The organism is Streptomyces sp. NPDC006602 (assembly GCF_042870385.1).
GTDB lineage: Bacteria > Actinomycetota > Actinomycetes > Streptomycetales > Streptomycetaceae > Streptomyces.
In genome coordinates, this window is sequence record NZ_JBIAHG010000021.1 from 1 (window position 1) to 16556 (window position 16556).

Annotated in this window: 17 protein-coding genes, 1 tRNA gene and 1 pseudogene; 6 read left to right on the top strand and 13 right to left on the bottom strand. The window is 69.9% G+C overall.

What is annotated here, in order from left to right:
* Positions 1-95 precede the first annotated feature (95 nt).
* Positions 96-2285, bottom strand: coding sequence for a catalase/peroxidase HPI (katG, locus tag ACFYO2_RS35140; protein WP_388357724.1), 2190 nt, complete (start codon positions 2283-2285; stop codon positions 96-98).
* A 256-nt stretch (positions 2286-2541) separates the two neighbouring features.
* Positions 2542-3057 (bottom strand): hypothetical protein, encoded by a 516-nt coding sequence (locus ACFYO2_RS35145; RefSeq protein WP_388357393.1) that lies wholly within the window; start codon positions 3055-3057, stop codon positions 2542-2544.
* An 816-nt stretch (positions 3058-3873) separates the two neighbouring features.
* On the opposite strand from ACFYO2_RS35145, the gene ACFYO2_RS35150 reads away from it, so the two are divergent.
* Positions 3874-4188 (top strand): hypothetical protein, encoded by a 315-nt coding sequence (locus ACFYO2_RS35150; RefSeq protein WP_388357396.1) that lies wholly within the window; start codon positions 3874-3876, stop codon positions 4186-4188.
* 11 nt (positions 4189-4199) lie between these two features.
* Here the strand turns inward: ACFYO2_RS35150 and ACFYO2_RS35155 are convergent, their stop codons facing one another.
* Positions 4200-4904, bottom strand: coding sequence for a UPF0158 family protein (locus ACFYO2_RS35155; RefSeq protein ID WP_388357399.1), 705 nt, complete (start codon positions 4902-4904; stop codon positions 4200-4202).
* Positions 4905-5564: 660 nt separating this feature from the next.
* On the opposite strand from ACFYO2_RS35155, the gene ACFYO2_RS35160 reads away from it, so the two are divergent.
* Complete coding sequence (locus ACFYO2_RS35160; protein WP_388357402.1) at positions 5565-6695, top strand: hypothetical protein; 1131 nt, start codon at positions 5565-5567, stop codon at positions 6693-6695.
* A 43-nt stretch (positions 6696-6738) separates the two neighbouring features.
* Here the strand turns inward: ACFYO2_RS35160 and ACFYO2_RS35165 are convergent, their stop codons facing one another.
* A complete protein-coding gene (locus tag ACFYO2_RS35165) occupies positions 6739-7143 on the bottom strand; it encodes a type II toxin-antitoxin system VapC family toxin (protein WP_388357405.1) in 405 nt (134 codons plus the stop codon).
* Complete coding sequence (locus tag ACFYO2_RS35170; protein WP_388357407.1) at positions 7094-7348, bottom strand: hypothetical protein; 255 nt, start codon at positions 7346-7348, stop codon at positions 7094-7096. Before ACFYO2_RS35170 ends, ACFYO2_RS35165 begins: the two co-directional genes overlap by 50 nt.
* 443 nt (positions 7349-7791) lie before the next feature.
* On the opposite strand from ACFYO2_RS35170, the pseudogene ACFYO2_RS35175 reads away from it, so the two are divergent.
* Together ACFYO2_RS35175 and ACFYO2_RS35180 are read left to right on the top strand one after the other, a co-directional pair.
* Positions 7792-8157: pseudogene (locus tag ACFYO2_RS35175) on the top strand (hypothetical protein); the annotation flags it as partial.
* 449 nt (positions 8158-8606) lie between these two features.
* Positions 8607-9251, top strand: coding sequence for a tyrosine-type recombinase/integrase (locus ACFYO2_RS35180; RefSeq protein WP_388357409.1), 645 nt, complete (start codon positions 8607-8609; stop codon positions 9249-9251).
* Here ACFYO2_RS35180 and ACFYO2_RS35185 read toward each other — a convergent pair.
* Positions 9214-9290, bottom strand: a tRNA-Pro gene (locus tag ACFYO2_RS35185). The genes ACFYO2_RS35180 and ACFYO2_RS35185 overlap by 38 nt on opposite strands.
* Before the next feature lie 135 nt (positions 9291-9425).
* On the opposite strand from ACFYO2_RS35185, the gene ACFYO2_RS35190 reads away from it, so the two are divergent.
* The gene (locus ACFYO2_RS35190) at positions 9426-10133 is read left to right on the top strand and encodes a transketolase (protein WP_388357412.1); all 708 of its coding nucleotides are present in this window, start codon (positions 9426-9428) and stop codon (positions 10131-10133) included.
* Between the two features lie 42 nt (positions 10134-10175).
* Positions 10176-11096 carry a transketolase family protein gene (locus tag ACFYO2_RS35195; RefSeq protein ID WP_388357414.1) on the top strand — a complete coding sequence of 307 codons (921 nt, stop codon included), beginning with the start codon at positions 10176-10178 and terminating at the stop codon, positions 11094-11096.
* Between the two features lie 60 nt (positions 11097-11156).
* Here ACFYO2_RS35195 and ACFYO2_RS35200 read toward each other — a convergent pair whose 3' ends face one another.
* The 7 genes from ACFYO2_RS35200 to ACFYO2_RS35230 form a co-directional block, all read right to left on the bottom strand.
* Entirely contained in the window at positions 11157-12473 is a 1317-nt protein-coding gene (locus ACFYO2_RS35200; protein ID WP_388357417.1) for an MFS transporter, read from the bottom strand.
* Positions 12474-12613: 140 nt separating this feature from the next.
* Positions 12614-12973, bottom strand: a complete 360-nt coding sequence (locus tag ACFYO2_RS35205; RefSeq protein ID WP_388357419.1) for an MmcQ/YjbR family DNA-binding protein — start codon at positions 12971-12973, stop codon at positions 12614-12616.
* Positions 12974-13003: 30 nt separating this feature from the next.
* The gene (locus tag ACFYO2_RS35210) at positions 13004-13555 is read right to left on the bottom strand and encodes a GNAT family N-acetyltransferase (protein WP_388357422.1); all 552 of its coding nucleotides are present in this window, start codon (positions 13553-13555) and stop codon (positions 13004-13006) included.
* Complete coding sequence (locus ACFYO2_RS35215) at positions 13552-14136, bottom strand: helix-turn-helix domain-containing protein (RefSeq protein ID WP_388357425.1); 585 nt, start codon at positions 14134-14136, stop codon at positions 13552-13554. Before ACFYO2_RS35215 ends, ACFYO2_RS35210 begins: the two co-directional genes overlap by 4 nt.
* A gap of 46 nt (positions 14137-14182) precedes the next feature.
* Entirely contained in the window at positions 14183-14353 is a 171-nt protein-coding gene (locus ACFYO2_RS35220) for a hypothetical protein (protein WP_388357428.1), read from the bottom strand.
* A 36-nt stretch (positions 14354-14389) separates the two neighbouring features.
* A complete protein-coding gene (locus ACFYO2_RS35225) occupies positions 14390-15292 on the bottom strand; it encodes a LysR family transcriptional regulator (RefSeq protein ID WP_388357431.1) in 903 nt (300 codons plus the stop codon).
* Between the two features lie 31 nt (positions 15293-15323).
* A complete protein-coding gene (locus tag ACFYO2_RS35230; protein WP_388357434.1) occupies positions 15324-16517 on the bottom strand; it encodes a glycine C-acetyltransferase in 1194 nt (397 codons plus the stop codon).
* Between the last annotated feature and the right edge of the window lie 39 nt (positions 16518-16556).

Genomic DNA, 16556 nt, shown 5'->3' on the forward strand with positions numbered 1-16556 from the left:
TCCTCAAGCCAAAGCCCTTACGCTTTGGTGACGAGACGGACCTTCCGGGCAGAAATGCCCGGAACGCTGAGAACCGCTGAGGTTCTGAGCAACGGTCAGGGGAGGTCGAACCGATCGAGGTTCATCACCTTGTCCCACGCGGCCACGAAGTCACGCACGAACTTGTGTCCCGCGTCCTGGGACGCGTAGACCTCCGAGACGGCTCGAAGCTGGGAGTGTGAACCGAAGATGAGGTCGACCGCGGTAGCGGTCCACTTGAGCTCGCCTGTGGCGCGATCCCGGCCTTCGAACACGTTCTCGTCCGAAGTCGACGCCTTCCACTCCGTGCCCATGTCGAGCAGGTTGACGAAGAAGTCATTGGTCAGTGTCTCCGGCCGGTGAGTGAAGACGCCGTGTGAGGATCGCTTGTAGCCGGTTTTCAGGATCCGCATGCCGCCGATCAGCACCGTCATCTCGGGGGCGGTCAGTGTCAACAGGTTGGCGCGGTCCAGCAGGAGTGTCTCCGGCGACAACTTCCCTCCCGCGCGGACGTAGTTCCGGAATCCGTCGGCCCTGGGTTCGAGCACGGCGAACGACTCCACGTCGGTCTGTTCCTGCGAGGCGTCCGTGCGCCCCGGTGCGAACGGGACGGTGATGTCGTAACCGGCGTTCTTCGCAGCTTGCTCGACGGCCGCGCACCCGCCCAGGACGATCAGGTCGGCGAGCGAGACCCTCCTGCCGCCGGCATGTGAGAGGTTGAAGTCCTGCTGAATCTGCTCCAGCTTCTGCAGCACCTCGGCCACCTCGGGCAGGTGGTTGACCTCCCAGTCCTTCTGCGGCGCGAGCCGGATCCGTGCCCCGTTGGCCCCCCCACGCTTGTCGGTGCCGCGGAAGCTCGCCGCGGACGCCCAGGCGGTGGTGACCAGTTGGGAGATGGACAGTCCTGAGGCGACGATCCTGCTCTTGAGGGCAGCGATGTCCTCGTCCCCGACGAGTTCGTGATCCACCTCGGGGACGGGATCCTGCCACAGCTGCGGTTCTGGAACCCACGGGCCGAGATAGCGCGTGACGGGTCCCATGTCGCGGTGCAACAGCTTGTACCACGCCTTGGCGAACGCATCCGCGAGCCTGTCCGGGTTCTCGTGGAAGCTCTTCGTGATAGGGCCGTAGACCGGATCCAGCTTCAGCGCGAGGTCCGTCGTCAGCATCATGGGAGCGTGCCTCCTCGACGGATCATGCGCATCGGGCACTGTGTCTTTGGCCGAAGGATCCGTGGGAGTCCACTGCTTCGCACCGGCGGGGCTCGTCGTCAGCTCCCAGTCGTACCGGTACAGGTTGTCCAGGTACCCGTTGTCCCACGTGGTCGGCTCGGAGGTCCATGCGCCTTCGAGCCCACTGGTGAGCGCGTCGGCGCCCTTTCCGCTGCCGTACGTGTTCCGCCAGCCGAGGCCCTGCTGCTCGATGGGTGCGGCCTCGGGTTCCGGGCCGATGTACGCGGGATCGACCGCACCGTGGCACTTGCCGAACGTGTGGCCGCCGACGATGAGCGCGACCGTCTCCTCGTCGTTCATCGCCATGCGCCCGAATGTCTCGCGAATATCGCGGGCGGCGGCCATCGGATCCGGGTTGCCGTTGGGCCCCTCCGGATTGACGTAGATCAGTCCCATCTGCACGGCACCGAAGGGAGCGGCGAGTTCCCTGTCGCCGCTGTAGCGCTCATCTCCCAGCCAGATGTCCTCGGGCCCCCAGAAGATCTCCTCGGGTTCCCAGATGTCCTCTCGCCCGAATCCGAACCCGAACGTCTTGAACCCCATTGATTCCATGGCACAGTTACCGGCGAAGACCAGAAGGTCGGCCCAGGAGATTTTCTGGCCGTACTTCTCCTTGACCGGCCACAGCAAACGGCGCGCCTTGTCGAGGCTCGCGTTGTCCGGCCAACTGTTGAGGGGGGCGAAGCGCTGAGCGCCGCTGCCGCCACCGCCCCGGCCGTCGGCGACACGGTACGTGCCGGCGGCGTGCCAACTCATCCGGATGAAGAGCGGCCCGTAGTGGCCGTAGTCGGCAGGCCACCAGTCCTGTGGCGTCGTCATGACCTGGAAGACGTCCTGCTTCAGCGCGTCGAGGTCGAGGGTCGCGAACTCTCTCGCGTAGTCGAAGTCCTCGTCCATCGGATTGGAGCGGGACGAGTGTTGGTGGAGAATTTGAAGGTCCAGCTGATTCGGCCACCAGTCCCGGTTCGTCCTGGGCCGAGTCGGCGTGGGGGTCGGGGAGGCGATTGCCGGGTTCTCGCTTTCGCTACCGGACACGTCGTCCTTCTTTCTGTCTCGGTGATTCCACGCACCATGCCGATGAATGTGATGTCGGCGTCCGTATGGTCGCGCACCGCAGACGGCACCGCTACGAAACACGCAGAGCACCCCCGCATGACAAACGTACGAGCAAAGGCTTCTTTCCTGCTTGGAAGTCGAATTCCGAGCCGACGGGGCCGGGCGCCTGACCTCACGCTCGTGGAGCAGACGGCGCGGCACACCGGCGAGTTCGGCCATGCCGCCGGAGTGTTGCTCACCGCGGACCTGTGACCGTCATCGCCGCCGTCCCAGAGACCGGGTTCGGCTGCTGGCACGCTACGCAGTCGCCCTCCGGTGGGACCCGAGCTGTCGCGCAACGCTGTCGTGCGACGCTGGCGACAGCACGAATCCCGTTGATGGCCTGCAGCAGGCCGGGGCCGACCTCGGCCCAACCGATCAGCAGCAGCGGCCCCACGGCGTCGAAGGCTGCCCGCCCGTCCGCGCCCACCAGCGACGCCGTCGACGCCGACCTCGTCTCGATCATCCAGGCCTGGAATGCCTCGACGTGTGCGCGCGTGACTTCGGTCAGATCCTCGGCCGCGTCGTCGGCCTCCGGGTCCGGCGAGTACTCGCTCAAGTAGCGGCCCAACTGGGCGGCCGCCAGCAGGTAGTTGTACCGGGTGGCTTCCGGACAGTTCCCCGCTCGCAGTGAGCGGTCCCAGTCCCGCAGAAACCCCGACCAGGTCTTCGACAACCCGACAGTGATCTTGTCCAGGTCCAGCAACGGCATTTTCGCCGGCCTCCGAGCAAAGGTGCCGATGAGCGGCGTGCTCAACCTCGAAGATCGGAAACTGCCCATACGAAAAGGGCCCTCACAAGCTCTCGCCTGCGAAGACCCTTCACACCGTCGGGACGACAGGATTTGAACCTGCGACCCCTTGACCCCCAGTTGGGTGGTCCGTGAGCGGCGTGCGACGGATCGTTCTTCGAGGTCAGTGTTCATTGTACTCGGGCGAGTTAAGGAGTCTGTTTCCTCATGCCTTCGCCGGGCAGCCTCGTCGCCTCACGCGCCGCCTTCCACCAATCGAGGGACCACTTCGGACTCTGACGCTTCCATCGTCACGCGTCGACCTAGAGCAGGCAAGTCCGCGAAGGGGAACGGCCCTTGCGCTCCGAGCCATCCGTGGCCTACTGCCTCCTCGGGGCCTGGTACAGCTCCTCCACACGCCTCCCGCAGAAAACTGATGGATTATCAGGTATACCGGGAAAACGCAGGTCGCGGCCTCTCATCCATGGCTCGAAATGTGAGCGGCCAGCCACCGGTTCGAGCCCTACGGGGGACCCAAAACATGGCTGGACTCCTACTCAAGGGCCATGGGGCCCGGCAGCCTTCGGCAGGCACCGCGAGTGAAGAGCCTGCGCCTGATCAGCCCGTCAGTCGGCGGCCCTCTCGGCACCAATCCGCAGTGGGCACTGGGGAGTCGGCACGCGCTATCAGGCGGCACGCTGGTCCTTGCGCGGGAGGACGACCGTCGCAGCTCATGGTGGAGTGGCCGACGGTTGACCGAGCGAGGGGAGCTGCGGGCTCCGCCGGTACCGTGTTCCTGTGGACGGACAGCTGAGTGACGCGGAACTCGATGAGCTGGTCGAGCAGGCCACCGTGGACGCCTACGCCGACGAGGAGCAACTCAAGGGCCTCTACACGATGCTCGCAGAGCATCTGACCGTCCCGTTCAAGACGGTCGTTCTCGGGGTCGAGGTCACCGTGAAGAAGGCGGACCTGCTGCCCAGCAGCCAGATCGTGGCGGTCTGCACGCGGGGCAGGCACCGGCAGGCGATCGGCATTCTCGACCTTCCGCTGCCGGATCCAGCACCCGAGGGGGCCGAGTGGATCGATGCCTACCGGCACTGGGGACCGTGAGAGCGCCCGGGTCAGTGGCTGGTCGGCAGCGCCGGCCGGTAGCCCTGGTCGGCGAGCCAGGCACGAGCCCGGCCGTGCTGCCGTTCCGCGGAGAACAGCCAGTACCGCTGCAGCTGCGCCGGTGACGTGGCCAGCATGTCCTTGAAACGGCGGAACGCCCCAGGGCCTTGGATCGCGATGCCGAGGTAGCGGGCGAGGTCCTGGTCGTCAACGGTGGTGATGAAGTCCTCCATGTCGCGGTAGGCATCACGTGACCCCTCGCATGGGACATGGAGCCACCGCTCGGTGCCTTCCGGTTCGTCCTCGTCCCATGACTCATCGGTGTCCGCGAGGGCGGGTCGGCACTCGCCGGTGTCCAGGTCGATGCGGCCACCACCCCAGGCCGGGTCGCCTTCGAGCAGACCGGAGAGTTCCTCCAGGTCGACCGGCAACGGCCGCAGCACGTAGTCGGCACCGCCGCCCGCCGTGTCGAGTTGCCAGGCGAGGACCTCGTCGCCGGGCCAGCCCCGTTCGCGCAGGGTGGTGGTGCATTCGGTCGCTGTCTGCTGAGCGCCGGGCACTGACCGGGAAACGGCTGCGGTGAGTGCGTCCCCGCACTGCTGCAGCACGCCGGCGGGGTCATGCATACGCAGCAGGGCGAGCAGGGACGGCCCGTTGGCGGTGTGGCAGGCGGCGCGGAGTGCCTTGAGCGCGTGGTCGGTCCATGCCTCGGTCATTCCCGCGAGGCTACTACCCCAGGTTCTCGGCCATGCGCTCGACCAGGTGACCCCCGTGACGCGCTGCGAGCGCCATCATCTCCGGTGCGACAACGCATTGGTGAGCACGGCAGACGAGACCCCTTCCAGGCGTCGGCCGCCGACGTTGGGCCCGGAGCCGTGACCTCATACGGCACCGCCCGGTGAGTGGTCGTACTGGAAGTGGTCGTACTGGAAGTTGTGGTTCGCCGTGGCGTGCGCGGTGGACTGCGACGGCGACTGGGACGCCCTCGGTGTTCGCCTTACGCGGGAGCGGTCGGGCGGGGTGATGCGCGGGGCGTATCTGGAGCCGTTGTGGAGTCATCTGCTGGATCTGCGGCAGCGACTTGCGGCGAACGGGCTCGGTGCGGCCGAGCTGGCCCAAGGCGCTTCGTCTTGCCACTGCACCTCAGTCTGCCCGCGCTGCCCGCGGCGGCCATTTGCAGCACGGCCGCGAGCTCCGCTCGCGCCCCGTACTCCATGGCCTACTCGGTCCACACCGCCGTCATAGTCCGCGCCTCCCCGGAACCGCTCGCCTCGGCTCAGCCCAGGGCGTTTGAGTATGACGTCCGGTCAGCTCCCGCCGCCTTGCCCGCTATCCGTCCGAGCCCACCCACCCGCGGCGTCGATAGGCTCCGCCGTGTGAGCGAGTACCAGTACTACGAGTTCCAGGCCCTCGACCGTCCGCTCAGCCGCGAGGAACAGGACCAGTTGCGGGCCGTCTCCACCCGGGCACGGATCACCGCCACCAGCTTCACCAACACCTACAACTGGGGTGACCTGCGCGGCAATCCGCGCCGCATGGTCGAGCGCTACTTCGACGCCCACCTGTACGTCACCAACTGGGGCACCCACCGGCTGATGCTCCGCCTGCCCAGGCAAGCCCTGACCCCGGCCACGGTGAAGCCGTACTGCCTGGACCACCACGTCGACGCCTGGACCACCCGCACCCACCTCCTGCTCGACCTCACCAGCGAGGACGAAGGCGGCGACTGGATCGAGGGCGCCGACGACTCACTGGCCGCCCTCATCGGCGTGCGCGACGAACTCGCCACCGGCGACCTGCGCCCCCTCTACCTCGCCTGGCTCTCCGCGCTAGGCGCATGGGAACTCGAAGACGACGACGAAGAGGAATACCAGACCTGCCCCGAACCGCCCGTCCCGGCCGGCCTCGGCGAGCTCACCGCCCCGCAGCGCGCGCTCGCGGACTTCCTGCGCGTCGACGCCGACCTGCTCACGGCCGCGGCCCAGGCCAGCCCCGCCGCGCCCAAGAAGTCGGCCAATCCCACGAAGAAGGAACTCGCGCCACTGATCGTCGCCCTGCCGGAGAAGGAGAAGAACGCCCTGCTCCTGCGGCTCGCCCTCGGCCCCGAACCGCGGCTGCGCGCCGAACTCCTGCACCGCCTTCGCGGCACCACCATCCCCACTGCGATCCCCGGACGCCGGTCCGCCGCCCACCTCCTGGATGCCGCCCACACCCTGCGCACCGAACGCCGACAGCACGCCGAACACGAACGAGCCGAAGCCCGCGCCCGGCGCCTGACCGCCCTCGCGAGCGAAGCCGAGTCCGCCTGGCAGCAGATCGAGGCACACATCGCCACTAAGAAGACCACCGCCTACGACCAGGCCGTCGCCCTCCTCGCGGAACTGCGCGACGCCTACGCCCACACCGGACGTGACATGGACTTCCACCAGCGCCTGACCCGCCTGCGCGAGGACCACCAACGCCGCCCCGGCCTCGTCCACCGCCTCGACCGCCACAGTCTCCGGTAACGCCCCCACTGCCACGGGGCCGAGGAAGCCCGGACAGAGCTCCTCAGGGAAGCAGCGTGAACGCAGGAACGTGCTCGGGCACGAGGGCCCGGAAGTGCCGGTGGTCGAGCGTCGCGACATCCGTCAGCTTCAAGCGCTCCGCCACAGCGACCACCGAAGCATCCGCCACGCCCAGCGGAAAGCCACGGTAGCGGTGCATCAGCTCAGCGATCCGGGCCATGTCCCGCTCATCGGGAAACACCTGCACCAGATCACCGCCGACCACAGACTCCACCAGGTTGACTTCAGCCTCGGCGCCCAGATACTTCCCGACCAGATAACAGCATTCAGTCAGCACATACGGAGTGACAAGGAGATCGCCATCGTACGACTCCAGCAACGCGGCGCACTGCTCGTGATCAGGGTCGATGCGGTTGAGGAAGGCGACAAGCGGACCCAGTGTCAACATCGTCCTCGCCGATCTCCGCCCGCGCGATGTCCTTCGCCCGGGCGCCGAGATCGGTCGCCGGGCCATCGAAGCTCCGCAGTATCCGAAACCGACTCGGCGCGGGCTTCACCAGACGCAGCGCGTGACGGCGCAGCTCCTCCGCCTGCTCGGGCTCCAGACGATCGATGAGCTCGTGCAGCTCCCCGTAGTCGTACGCCGAGGTCATGGCCGCTTCCTCTCCACCGCGCCGTACCTCCACGATAGCGTTGGCGTCCCGAACCCATGACCATGTCAGCAGGTTCCAAGTTGATCGTCCGGGGCGGGTTCCGCCGACAGTCCTGCCGCGTCCGCGACATCCGGGCCCGCGTCTGCCTCGCGCTCTACGCCACCACTGGCGGCGTCTTGCTCCCCTGAACCGTCACTCTCATCTTCCTCAGCCTCTCGGCGCCGCTCGAATCTAACCCACTTGTGACCTTCGACTGACCCTTTGGTGATCAAGGTCAGTCAGGTGGAAGAGGTGATCCACGTGAAGGCTTCCGAGCCGCCGCCCTTGGCGCCGAGTCAGGGGAAACGCGCTGGTCGCGGCTGGCATCGCGGACGTGGTGGTCGCATGTGGTCGCACGAAACTGGGAGAGTCGGCCCTTCCTCCGCGCCCTGGAGGCGATCCCCATGCGTACCACCGCCGACCGCGGCCGCGTCTACCGCAGGTGCGGCTGCCGAGACACCCACCACCGCCAGCTCGGAGCACGCTGCCCCCGCCTGCTCACCGACGGTCACCACGGGACTTGGACGTTCGCCGTCGACGTTCCCGCCCCAGACCGCCACCGCACCACCGTCCGGCGAGGCGGCTTCACCAGCCCCGACGCCGCCGAGGCCGCACTGCGGACGTTCCTGGAGGGCGAGGCCGGCGGATTCAACGCCGACCCGAACCAGACCGTCGCCGACTACCTCCACAGCTGGCTGGCGGCGAAGGCGCTGGTGCTCAAGCCGACCACCATGGCCCGCTACCGCGACTACGTGCACAACGATCTCGCCCCCGCCTTCGGCAGCCTCAAGCTGGACGAGCTCAGGCACCGGCACATCAGTGCCTTCGTCACCGGTCAGCTCGCCGCCGGCCGCGGCCGCATCACCCTCTACCGGTGCCTGGCCACCCTGTCCAGCGCGCTGGGGGACGCGGTCCGCCAGCACCGCCTCGCCCACAACCCCGCCAGCCCACCGGCCCTACGCCGACCGCCCGCGCCGGAGCGCCGGATCTGGACCGCCGCCGAGGCCGTCCGCTTCCTCCAGCACTGCCACCAGGCCGACCCGGACATGGCCGACCTGTTCCTCATCGGCACCGGCCTGCGCAAGGGCGAGGCCCTCGGCCTGCACTGGGACGACGTCCACCTGAGCGAACGGGTGCTGTACGTGCGCTGCACGCTCTACGCGATCGACACAACCGACTCGTCATCACCCCGCCCAAGACCCGCTCCAGCAAGAACTGGGTGGCCATCTCACCCCGCGTCGCCGCCGCTCTCCACCACCGGGCCCGCTCCAGGAATCGCACCCACACGTGCCCGGGCGATCCGTTCGCCGGACTCGTCTTCTGCCGACCCGACGGCCGACCGCTGCGGCCCAGCGCCGTCCTGGACCGGCTCCGGCAACTGTCCGACGAAGCCGGTGTCCCCCGGGTGACCGTTCACGACCTGCGCCACCTGGCCGCCACCCTCACCATCACCGCCGGCGTCCCCCTCACCGTGGTCTCCAAGACCCTGCGCCACTCCACCCTGTCCACCACGGCCAACATCTACAGCCACCTCACCCAGCAAGCCGCCCGCGAAGCCGTCGACACCATCGAGCACACCCTCGCCCGCGCCGAGCAGAAGGCCGACCGGCAGGCCCGGCCGAGCAGGCTGCGATCACCACGCGACCACATCCAGCGGCTCCGCGAAGCCCTCCACCGGCACCGCTCCCCCGCCCCGCCCGGCTTCTCCGCCACCGCGAGCTTTCCCCAGATGCGGCCTGCGACCACAGTGCGACCACCAGCCCTCCAGGAACGCGAAAGGCCGCCCTCCCGTAAACGGGAGAACGGCCTCCGACCTGCATCAAAGCTGGTCGGGACGACAGGATTTGAACCTGCGACCCCTTGACCCCCAGTCAAGTGCGCTACCAAGCTGCGCCACGTCCCGGTGCCGTCTGACCTGGAGTTTCCTCCGGCCGGACACGCATGGAAACAATACCGCACTCGGGTCCGTGGTCGCGCACTCGTTTGTCCCGGTGTGGCCCTTGACCTCAATCTTGGTTGAGGTTGCACGATCGTCCGCATGACGATCACCGATGAACGCGGTCGCACGTACGGGTACGGCGACCTGCCCCGCCTCATGGGGCTGATGACGGGCGACGAGAAGCACGGACCGGCGGCGACGTCCACGCTGGACGCGCTGTGGGTCCTCTACGACCGGGTGCTGGCGGTCGGGCCCGAGCGGGCGGACGATCCGGGGCGGGACCGGTTCCTGCTGTCCAAGGGGCACGGGCCGATGGCGTACTACGCGGTGCTGGCCGCCAAGGGCTTCGTGCCCGTGGAATGGCTGCCGGGCTTCGGCTCGTACGACTCGCCGCTCGGCCACCATCCCGACCGGGTGCTCGTGCCGGGGGCCGAGATCGGCAGCGGGTCGCTGGGGCACGGGCTGCCGATCGCCGTGGGCACGGCGCTGGGGCTGCGCGCGCAGGGGCTCGACGGGCCCCGGGTGTGGGTGCTGGTCGGGGACGCCGAGCTGGACGAGGGCAGCAACCACGAGGCGATCGCGTTCGCCGGCCCCGCCGGGCTGGAGCGGCTGCACACCGTCGTGATCGACAACGCCTCCGCCAGTCACGCCCTGCCCGGCGGGATCGCCGCCCGCTTCGAGGCGGCCGGCTGGTCCGCCGTCACGGTCGACGGCCGTGACCACGAGGCGCTGTACGCCGCGTTCACCGCCCCGCACCCGGACCGCCCGCACGTGGTCGTGGCCCGGGTCGAGCCGAAGTCCGCCTGAACGTCCACCGTCCTGACACCTCCGGAAAGGGCTCGAACCCCCATGGACACCATGCGTGACCGTTTCGCCCCCGTCGTCTCGCGCCTGCTCGACGAGGATCCGCGGGTCGCGGTCGTCCTCGCCGAGATCGGCAGGGACGGCTTCGCCGAGGCGTGGCACCGGCATCCCGACCGGGTCGTCAACGTCGGCATCCGCGAGCAGCTCCTCGTCGGGGCGGCCGCGGGAATGGCCCTGACCGGGCTGCGGCCCGTCGTGCACACCTTCGCGAGCTTCCTCGTCGAGCGGCCCTTCGAGCAGGTCAAGCTGGACCTCGGCCATCAGGACGTGGGCGCGGTGCTGGTGAGCGCCGCCGCGTCCTTCGACTGGCCCGCGGGCGGGTACACCCACATGTCCCCCGGGGACGTGGCCCTGCTCGACACCCTCGACGGCTGGACCGTGCATGTGCCGGGGCATCCGGACGAGGCCGAGACCCTCCTGCGGCACGCCGTCGCCGCGGGCGACGACAAGGTGTACGTACGGCTGTCCGTGCAGGCCAACCTGGACGCCCTGCCGGTCGACGGCGAGCACTTCCGCACCGTCCGCGAGGGCCGCTCGGGCGTGGTCGTCGCCGTCGGGCCCATGCTGGACGCAGTGCTCGCCGCCGTGCCGGGCCTGGACGTGACCGTGCTGTACGCGACGACCGTACGGCCCTTCGACGCGGCCGCCCTGCGCCGGGCCACGGAGACGGCCGGAACCGACGTCGTGCTCGTCGAGCCGTACCTCGCGGGTACGTCGACGGCCGCGGCGAACGACGCCCTCGCCGACGTACCCCACCGGGTCCTGGGCCTCGGCGTGGGCCGCCGCGAGCTGCGGCGTTACGGTCGCATCGAGGAGCACGTCGCCGCGCACGGCCTCGACGCCGGGTCCCTGCGGGAGCGGATCGGCGGGTTCCTGGCGGGCGGGGTGGCGGCGGGGCGCTCGTGAGGCGGGCCGCCCGCAGGACCGCGGGCCCGGCCCGTTGTGGCGGGGTGAGCTGGCGGGCGGTCAGCCCTTCTCCGCCCGGGCCGTCCGCTCGCCAGGCGCCGCCGCCGGTCTCGAGCCCGCGACCGGTGCGTCGACGCGCACCAGGTCGCGTATCGCGGGCACGGCGAGCAGGGCACCCGCGACGACGAAGCTCATCGCCCCGGCGGCCACAAGCACCTGGTCGGCGCCGAGGAGCCCGGAGGCCGGGCCGGCGAGTGCCTGGCCGACCGGCATCATCGCGAGGGAGCCTGCCACGTCGTAGGCGTGGATGCGGTTGAGGACGTCGGGCGGGACCTGTGTCTGGACGCTGGTCGCCCACATCACTCCCCAGAAGGACATTCCGGCCCCGGCGACGGCGGCTCCGACGGCCATGGCCGGTATGCCGAGGCCGGCCCCGACCGTCGCCGGGAACCCGACGAAGCCGAAGAGGGAGAAGGCGCCCGCGCGGAGCATGCGGCGGGGGCGCAGGCGCAGGGCGAGGAACCCGCCGACGACGGTGCCGGCGCCGAGGGCGGAGTTGATCAGGCCGTAGGCGCCGGGGCCGTACTCCTGCACGACCTCCGTCGCCACGAGCGGGACCGTCGGACCCCACACCGCGATCATGTAGAGGCACCAGACGGCGATGACGGCCCACAGCCAGGTGCGCGATCTGAACTCCCGCCAGCCTTCGACCATATCGGCCCTGAAGGCACCGCCGCCGTGGCCCGTCGGACGGCTGCCGGGGGTGCTCGGCGGCAGGCGCAGCAGCAGGAGACACAAGGCGCTCACCGCGTACGTGGCCGCGTGGGCGACGAAGACGCCGCCGGGCGAGGCGAGCCCGACCAGTACACCCGCGGCGGCGGGGCCGACGAGTTGGGCGACGGACTCGGCGATGCGTATGGCGCCGTTCGCGCCCTGGACGTCGGAGGCGAGCCGGGGGACGGTGCTGGCGACGCCGGGCTGGAACACGGCGCCCGCGACGCCGTTGACGAAGCCGATCGCGCAGATCTCCCACAGCACCACGTGTCCGGAGTAGAAGAGCGCGGCGGCCAGGGCCTGGGTGCCGAGCCGCACCAGGTCGGCGCCGATCATCAGTCTGCGGGTGCTGAAGCGGTCGGCGATGACGCCGCCGAAGACGACGAGACCGGCGAAGGCGGCGGCCGTCGAGGCCATGGCGAGGCCCACCGCACCACCTCCGTACCCGTGCTGGAGCAGGCCCGCGGCGAGGGCCACCGGCAGGATGGTGTCGCCGAGCCGGGCGACGGCCCGCGCGGCGAAGAACAGGACGAAGTCCCGCGACCAGAGCGGCCGCGTGCCCTTCTGCGCCGCCACGTCCGGCGCCTCTGCCTCCCCCGTCATCCCTCAGCGCACCCCTCGACCACCGACTCCATCAGCACACAGGCACCCCACGCGTCCGTGGGAGCCGAAGCCCCCTCCGCCCCGGCTCCCACGCTCACTTCGGATCATGGCACGCGGCACTGACAACGCCCCGTGGATTTTCACTCCGCGGTCGGCAGTCCCAACTCCGGGTGGGCCTCGAGCAGTCGGGGCGGTGCCGCCTGGCGCCAGGAGTCGGCGAGGATGTCACGCAGTTCGTCCTCGTCCTCGACGGCCGCGAGGCGGGCCCGCACCCAGGCGAACTGCGCCTCGTGATCGGCGATCCAGAACTTGTCCGGCTCGGCCAGCACCAGTTCGTCGCGCTCCTCCTTGGGGCAGCGCACGGCGAGGGAGGTCTCGTCCTCGGGCAGCGTGGCGAACATCTTTCCCGCGACCCGGAACGTGGGCATGCTCCAGGCGATCTTCTCCGTCGTGTCCGGCAGGGACAGGGCGATTCGGCGTACGTCTTCGGCGTCCGGCATGACAGGCACCGTAATGGCTCCCACTGACAATCACCTGGTGAGAGCCCTGACTTCGCTCTCTGCGGCCGCCCCCACGCGCTTGTAGTAGAGCGTCGTCGGCCGCAGCACCCCGGCGGGGTCCGCCGCGTAGCCGGGGATCACGCCGGCTCGCGTCCACCCGGCGGTCGTGTAGAGGCGCTCGGCAGGGCTGCCGGTCTCCGTGTCCAGGTGCAGGAGTGTGACGCCCGCGGCGACGGCCGCCTCCTCGGCGGTCGTCAGCAGCCTGCGTCCGAGGCCCCGCCCGCGCGCGTCCCGGTGCACCATCAGCTTGACCAGTTCGGCGCGATGACGGCTGTTGGGTTTGTCGGGGAAGGCCAGGCTGACGGTACCGACCGTCCGATCGCCGTCCTGTGCGACCCATACGGCGAGCTGCCCGGCAGCCGCCCACTCCGCCCGCTCCTTCCACCAGCCGAGGGCCACCGCCCGGTACAGCGGCGCGAGGAAGCCCACCGAGGCGCCGCCGTCCACGGTGTCGACCAGCAGGTCGGCCAACGCGTCGACACGGTCGAGCACCTGGGTTCCGTCCAGTCGGCTCACGATCACGGCAGCACCACAGCCAGCGCATACCGCACCTGCTCGGGGCCTGCGCACCGGAACCGCGTCGGCCCCCACACCCGCAGCCGCAGGCAGTCACCGGTGTCGAGGTGGTGGTCGGTGTCCTGCGCCGTCACGTCGAGCGCTCCTTCGAGGACCCAGATGTGCTGCTCCAGGCCGGACACGGGAGGCCGGTCGTAGGCGATGTCGGCACCCGGGGCGAGCCGTCCCTCGACGAGTTCGCCGCGCAGCCCGGGGTGCGGCGGGGACACGGAGCGGCGTACGAATCCGGAGCTCCGGTCCTCCCAGAGCTGCTGGTCGGCCGCCCTGACCAGCGGCGCCGGCTCCGCCTCGACCTCGATGAGCAGCTGGGACATGGTGCGCCCGTAGACGCCGCACAGCCGGTTCAGCAGGGACGCGGTGGGGCTGATCTCAGCCCGCTCGGCCCGGGACAGGGTCGACTTGCTCACTCCGCTGCGCTCCGCCAACTCTCCCAGCGACCAGCCGCGTTCGGCCCGCAGCTCGGCCAGACGGGCGCCGAGCCGTGCGTCGACGGGGTCGGGCCCGGTCTCCACCACATCCTGTTTCATATGCGGGATTTTATCCCGGACATGAAACACTAGTCCATGGGCCGCGTCACTCCCGTCCCCCGAACGCCGCCAGCCTCCGTTCCAGCGCCGGCAGTGCCCGCACCACCCGACCGGCCAGGGTGGCGAGGCCGAGCGGCGGGAACAGCGAGTACTTGATGGGCCGGAAGAGCGGGCTGGTCGCCTCGGTCAGGGCCGGAAGGATCATCGTCACACGCATGACAATCCAGACTGCGTGCGACCGGTGGCCGGTTCCCTACCCCTGAGCGGCTTCGCCGAGCGCGTCGAGGACCGGCCGGATCAGCGGATGCTCCTCGGCTCCCCGGCGGACGGCCGCGAAGACCCGGCGGGTGGGCGCGACACCGTCGACGGGCCGTACGACCACACCGGCGAGGTCCATGCCGATGAGCGCCGAGCGCGGTACGAGCGCGACGCCCGCGTCGGCGGAGGCGAGGGCAACGACCGCGCGGAAGTCGTCCGAGGAGTGTTCGAGCCGGGGCTGGAACCCGGCGCTCTCGCAGGCGAGGACGACCACCTCGTGGCAGGGGTTGCCGGGGTAGGGGCCGATCCACGGGTCCTTGGCCAGGTCCGCGAGGGGGATCTCGGCGGCGTCGGCGAGACGGTGGGTGACGGGGACGACCGCGTCGAAGGGCTCGGCGTAGAGCGGCATGTGGGTCAACCGGGGGTCGTCGGCGGGCGGCGCCCCGCGGTACTCGACGGCCACGGCGACGTCGACCTGCCGGTCGAGGACCATCGGCAGGCTGGCGTCGCCCTCGGCGTCCTGGACGCGGATGCGGATGCCGGGCGCCGACTCGGCGAGGCAGGCCACCGCCGGTGCCACGACCAGGGCGATGCCGGTCGCGAAGGAGGCGACGGTGACGGTGCCGGCGTCGCCCGAGCCGTACGCGGCGAGCTCGGCCTCGGCCCGCTCCAGCTGGGCGAGGACCACGTTGGTGTGGCTGAGCAGGATCTCGCCGGCCGCGGTCAGCCGTACGCCCTTGGCGCCGCGCTCGACCAGCCGGTGGCCGGTCTCCTGCTCCAGGGCGGTCAGCTGCTGCGAGACCGCCGAGGGTGTGAGGTAAAGCGCGGCGGCAGCCGCGGTCACCGTGCGGTGGTCGGCCACCGCACGGAGGATGCGGAGCCGCCGCGCTTCGATCATGCGAACGATTATCGCAATATATTCGGGCCGCTCAGTCCTCCAGCTCCGCCCGGGCCGCGACGAAGGCGTCGACGGCACGGTTCACGTCCTCGGTCGAGTGCGCGGCGGACAGCTGCACCCGGATGCGGGCCTGCCCCTGCGGCACCACCGGATACGAGAAGCCGATCACGTACACGCCACGCTCCAGGAGCAGCTCCGCCAGGCGTCCCGCCTTCGCCGCGTCGCCGATCATCACGGGCGCGATGGCGTGGTCGCCGGGCAGGACGTCGAAGCCCTCCTCGGTCATCCGGCGGCGGAACAGGGCGGTGTTCTCGGCCAGCCGGACCCTGAGGTCGTCGGCGGATTCGAGCAGGTCGAGCACCTTCAGGGAGGCGGCCGCGATCACCGGGGCGAGGGTGTTCGAGAAGAGGTACGGCCGGGAGCGCTGGCGGAGCAGGGCGACGATCTCGGCGCGGGCGGCGACATAGCCGCCGGAGGCGCCGCCGAGCGCCTTGCCGAGGGTGCCGGTGATGATGTCGACGCGGTCCATGACGCCATGCAGCTCGGGGGTGCCGCGGCCGCCGGGGCCGACGAAGCCGACCGCGTGCGAGTCGTCGACCATGACCATGGCGTCGTGGCGGTCGGCGAGGTCGCAGATCTCACGCAGCGGAGCCACATAGCCGTCCATGGAGAAGACGCCGTCGGTGACGACCAGCTTGCGCCGGGCCCCTGCGGCCTCCTTCAACTGCCGTTCCAGATCGGCGAGATCGCGGTTGGCGTAGCGGAGGCGGCGGGCCTTGGACAGGCGGATGCCGTCGATGATGGAGGCGTGGTTCAACGCGTCCGAGATCACCACGTCCTCTGGACCCAACAGCGTTTCGAACACACCGCCGTTGGCGTCGAAGCAGGAGGAGTACAGGATCGTGTCCTCCTGCCCGAGGAAGGCCGCGAGCCGTGTCTCCAGCTCCTTGTGCACCTCCTGCGTACCGCAGATGAAGCGCACGGACGCCATTCCGTAGCCCCAGCGATCCAGGGCCTCGTGGGCGGCGGCGATCACCTCGGGGTGGTCGGCAAGGCCCAGGTAGTTGTTGGCGCAGAAGTTGAGCACCTCACCAGGGCGACCGCCCGCGGTGACGTTCACGGTCGCGGACTGCGGGCTGCCGATCACGCGCTCGGGCTTGTGCAGGCCGGCGGCGCTGATCTCGTCGAGGGTGGTGCGCAGGTCGTCGCGCACGGAGTCGTACATCAGGAAGCTCCTAGAAATGCAGATGGCTTACGCGGTCCG

Bases quoted from the DNA above. Each gene is read 5' to 3' on its own strand.
- ACFYO2_RS35215 (WP_388357425.1), bottom strand. From the start codon at position 14,136: ATGAAACAGGATGTGGTGGAGACCGGGCCCGACCCCGTCGACGCACGG.
- ACFYO2_RS35195 (WP_388357414.1), top strand. From the start codon at position 10,176: ATGGACACCATGCGTGACCGTTTCGCCCCCGTCGTCTCGCGCCTGCTC.
- ACFYO2_RS35230 (WP_388357434.1), bottom strand. From the start codon at position 16,517: ATGTACGACTCCGTGCGCGACGACCTGCGCACCACCCTCGACGAGATC.
- ACFYO2_RS35205 (WP_388357419.1), bottom strand. From the start codon at position 12,973: ATGCCGGACGCCGAAGACGTACGCCGAATCGCCCTGTCCCTGCCGGAC.
- ACFYO2_RS35225 (WP_388357431.1), bottom strand. From the start codon at position 15,292: ATGATCGAAGCGCGGCGGCTCCGCATCCTCCGTGCGGTGGCCGACCAC.
- ACFYO2_RS35200 (WP_388357417.1), bottom strand. From the start codon at position 12,473: ATGACGGGGGAGGCAGAGGCGCCGGACGTGGCGGCGCAGAAGGGCACG.
- ACFYO2_RS35190 (WP_388357412.1), top strand. From the start codon at position 9,426: ATGACGATCACCGATGAACGCGGTCGCACGTACGGGTACGGCGACCTG.
- ACFYO2_RS35145 (WP_388357393.1), bottom strand. From the start codon at position 3,057: ATGCCGTTGCTGGACCTGGACAAGATCACTGTCGGGTTGTCGAAGACC.
- ACFYO2_RS35220 (WP_388357428.1), bottom strand. From the start codon at position 14,353: ATGCGTGTGACGATGATCCTTCCGGCCCTGACCGAGGCGACCAGCCCG.
- ACFYO2_RS35155 (WP_388357399.1), bottom strand. From the start codon at position 4,904: ATGACCGAGGCATGGACCGACCACGCGCTCAAGGCACTCCGCGCCGCC.
- ACFYO2_RS35170 (WP_388357407.1), bottom strand. From the start codon at position 7,348: ATGACCTCGGCGTACGACTACGGGGAGCTGCACGAGCTCATCGATCGT.
- ACFYO2_RS35165 (WP_388357405.1), bottom strand. From the start codon at position 7,143: ATGTTGACACTGGGTCCGCTTGTCGCCTTCCTCAACCGCATCGACCCT.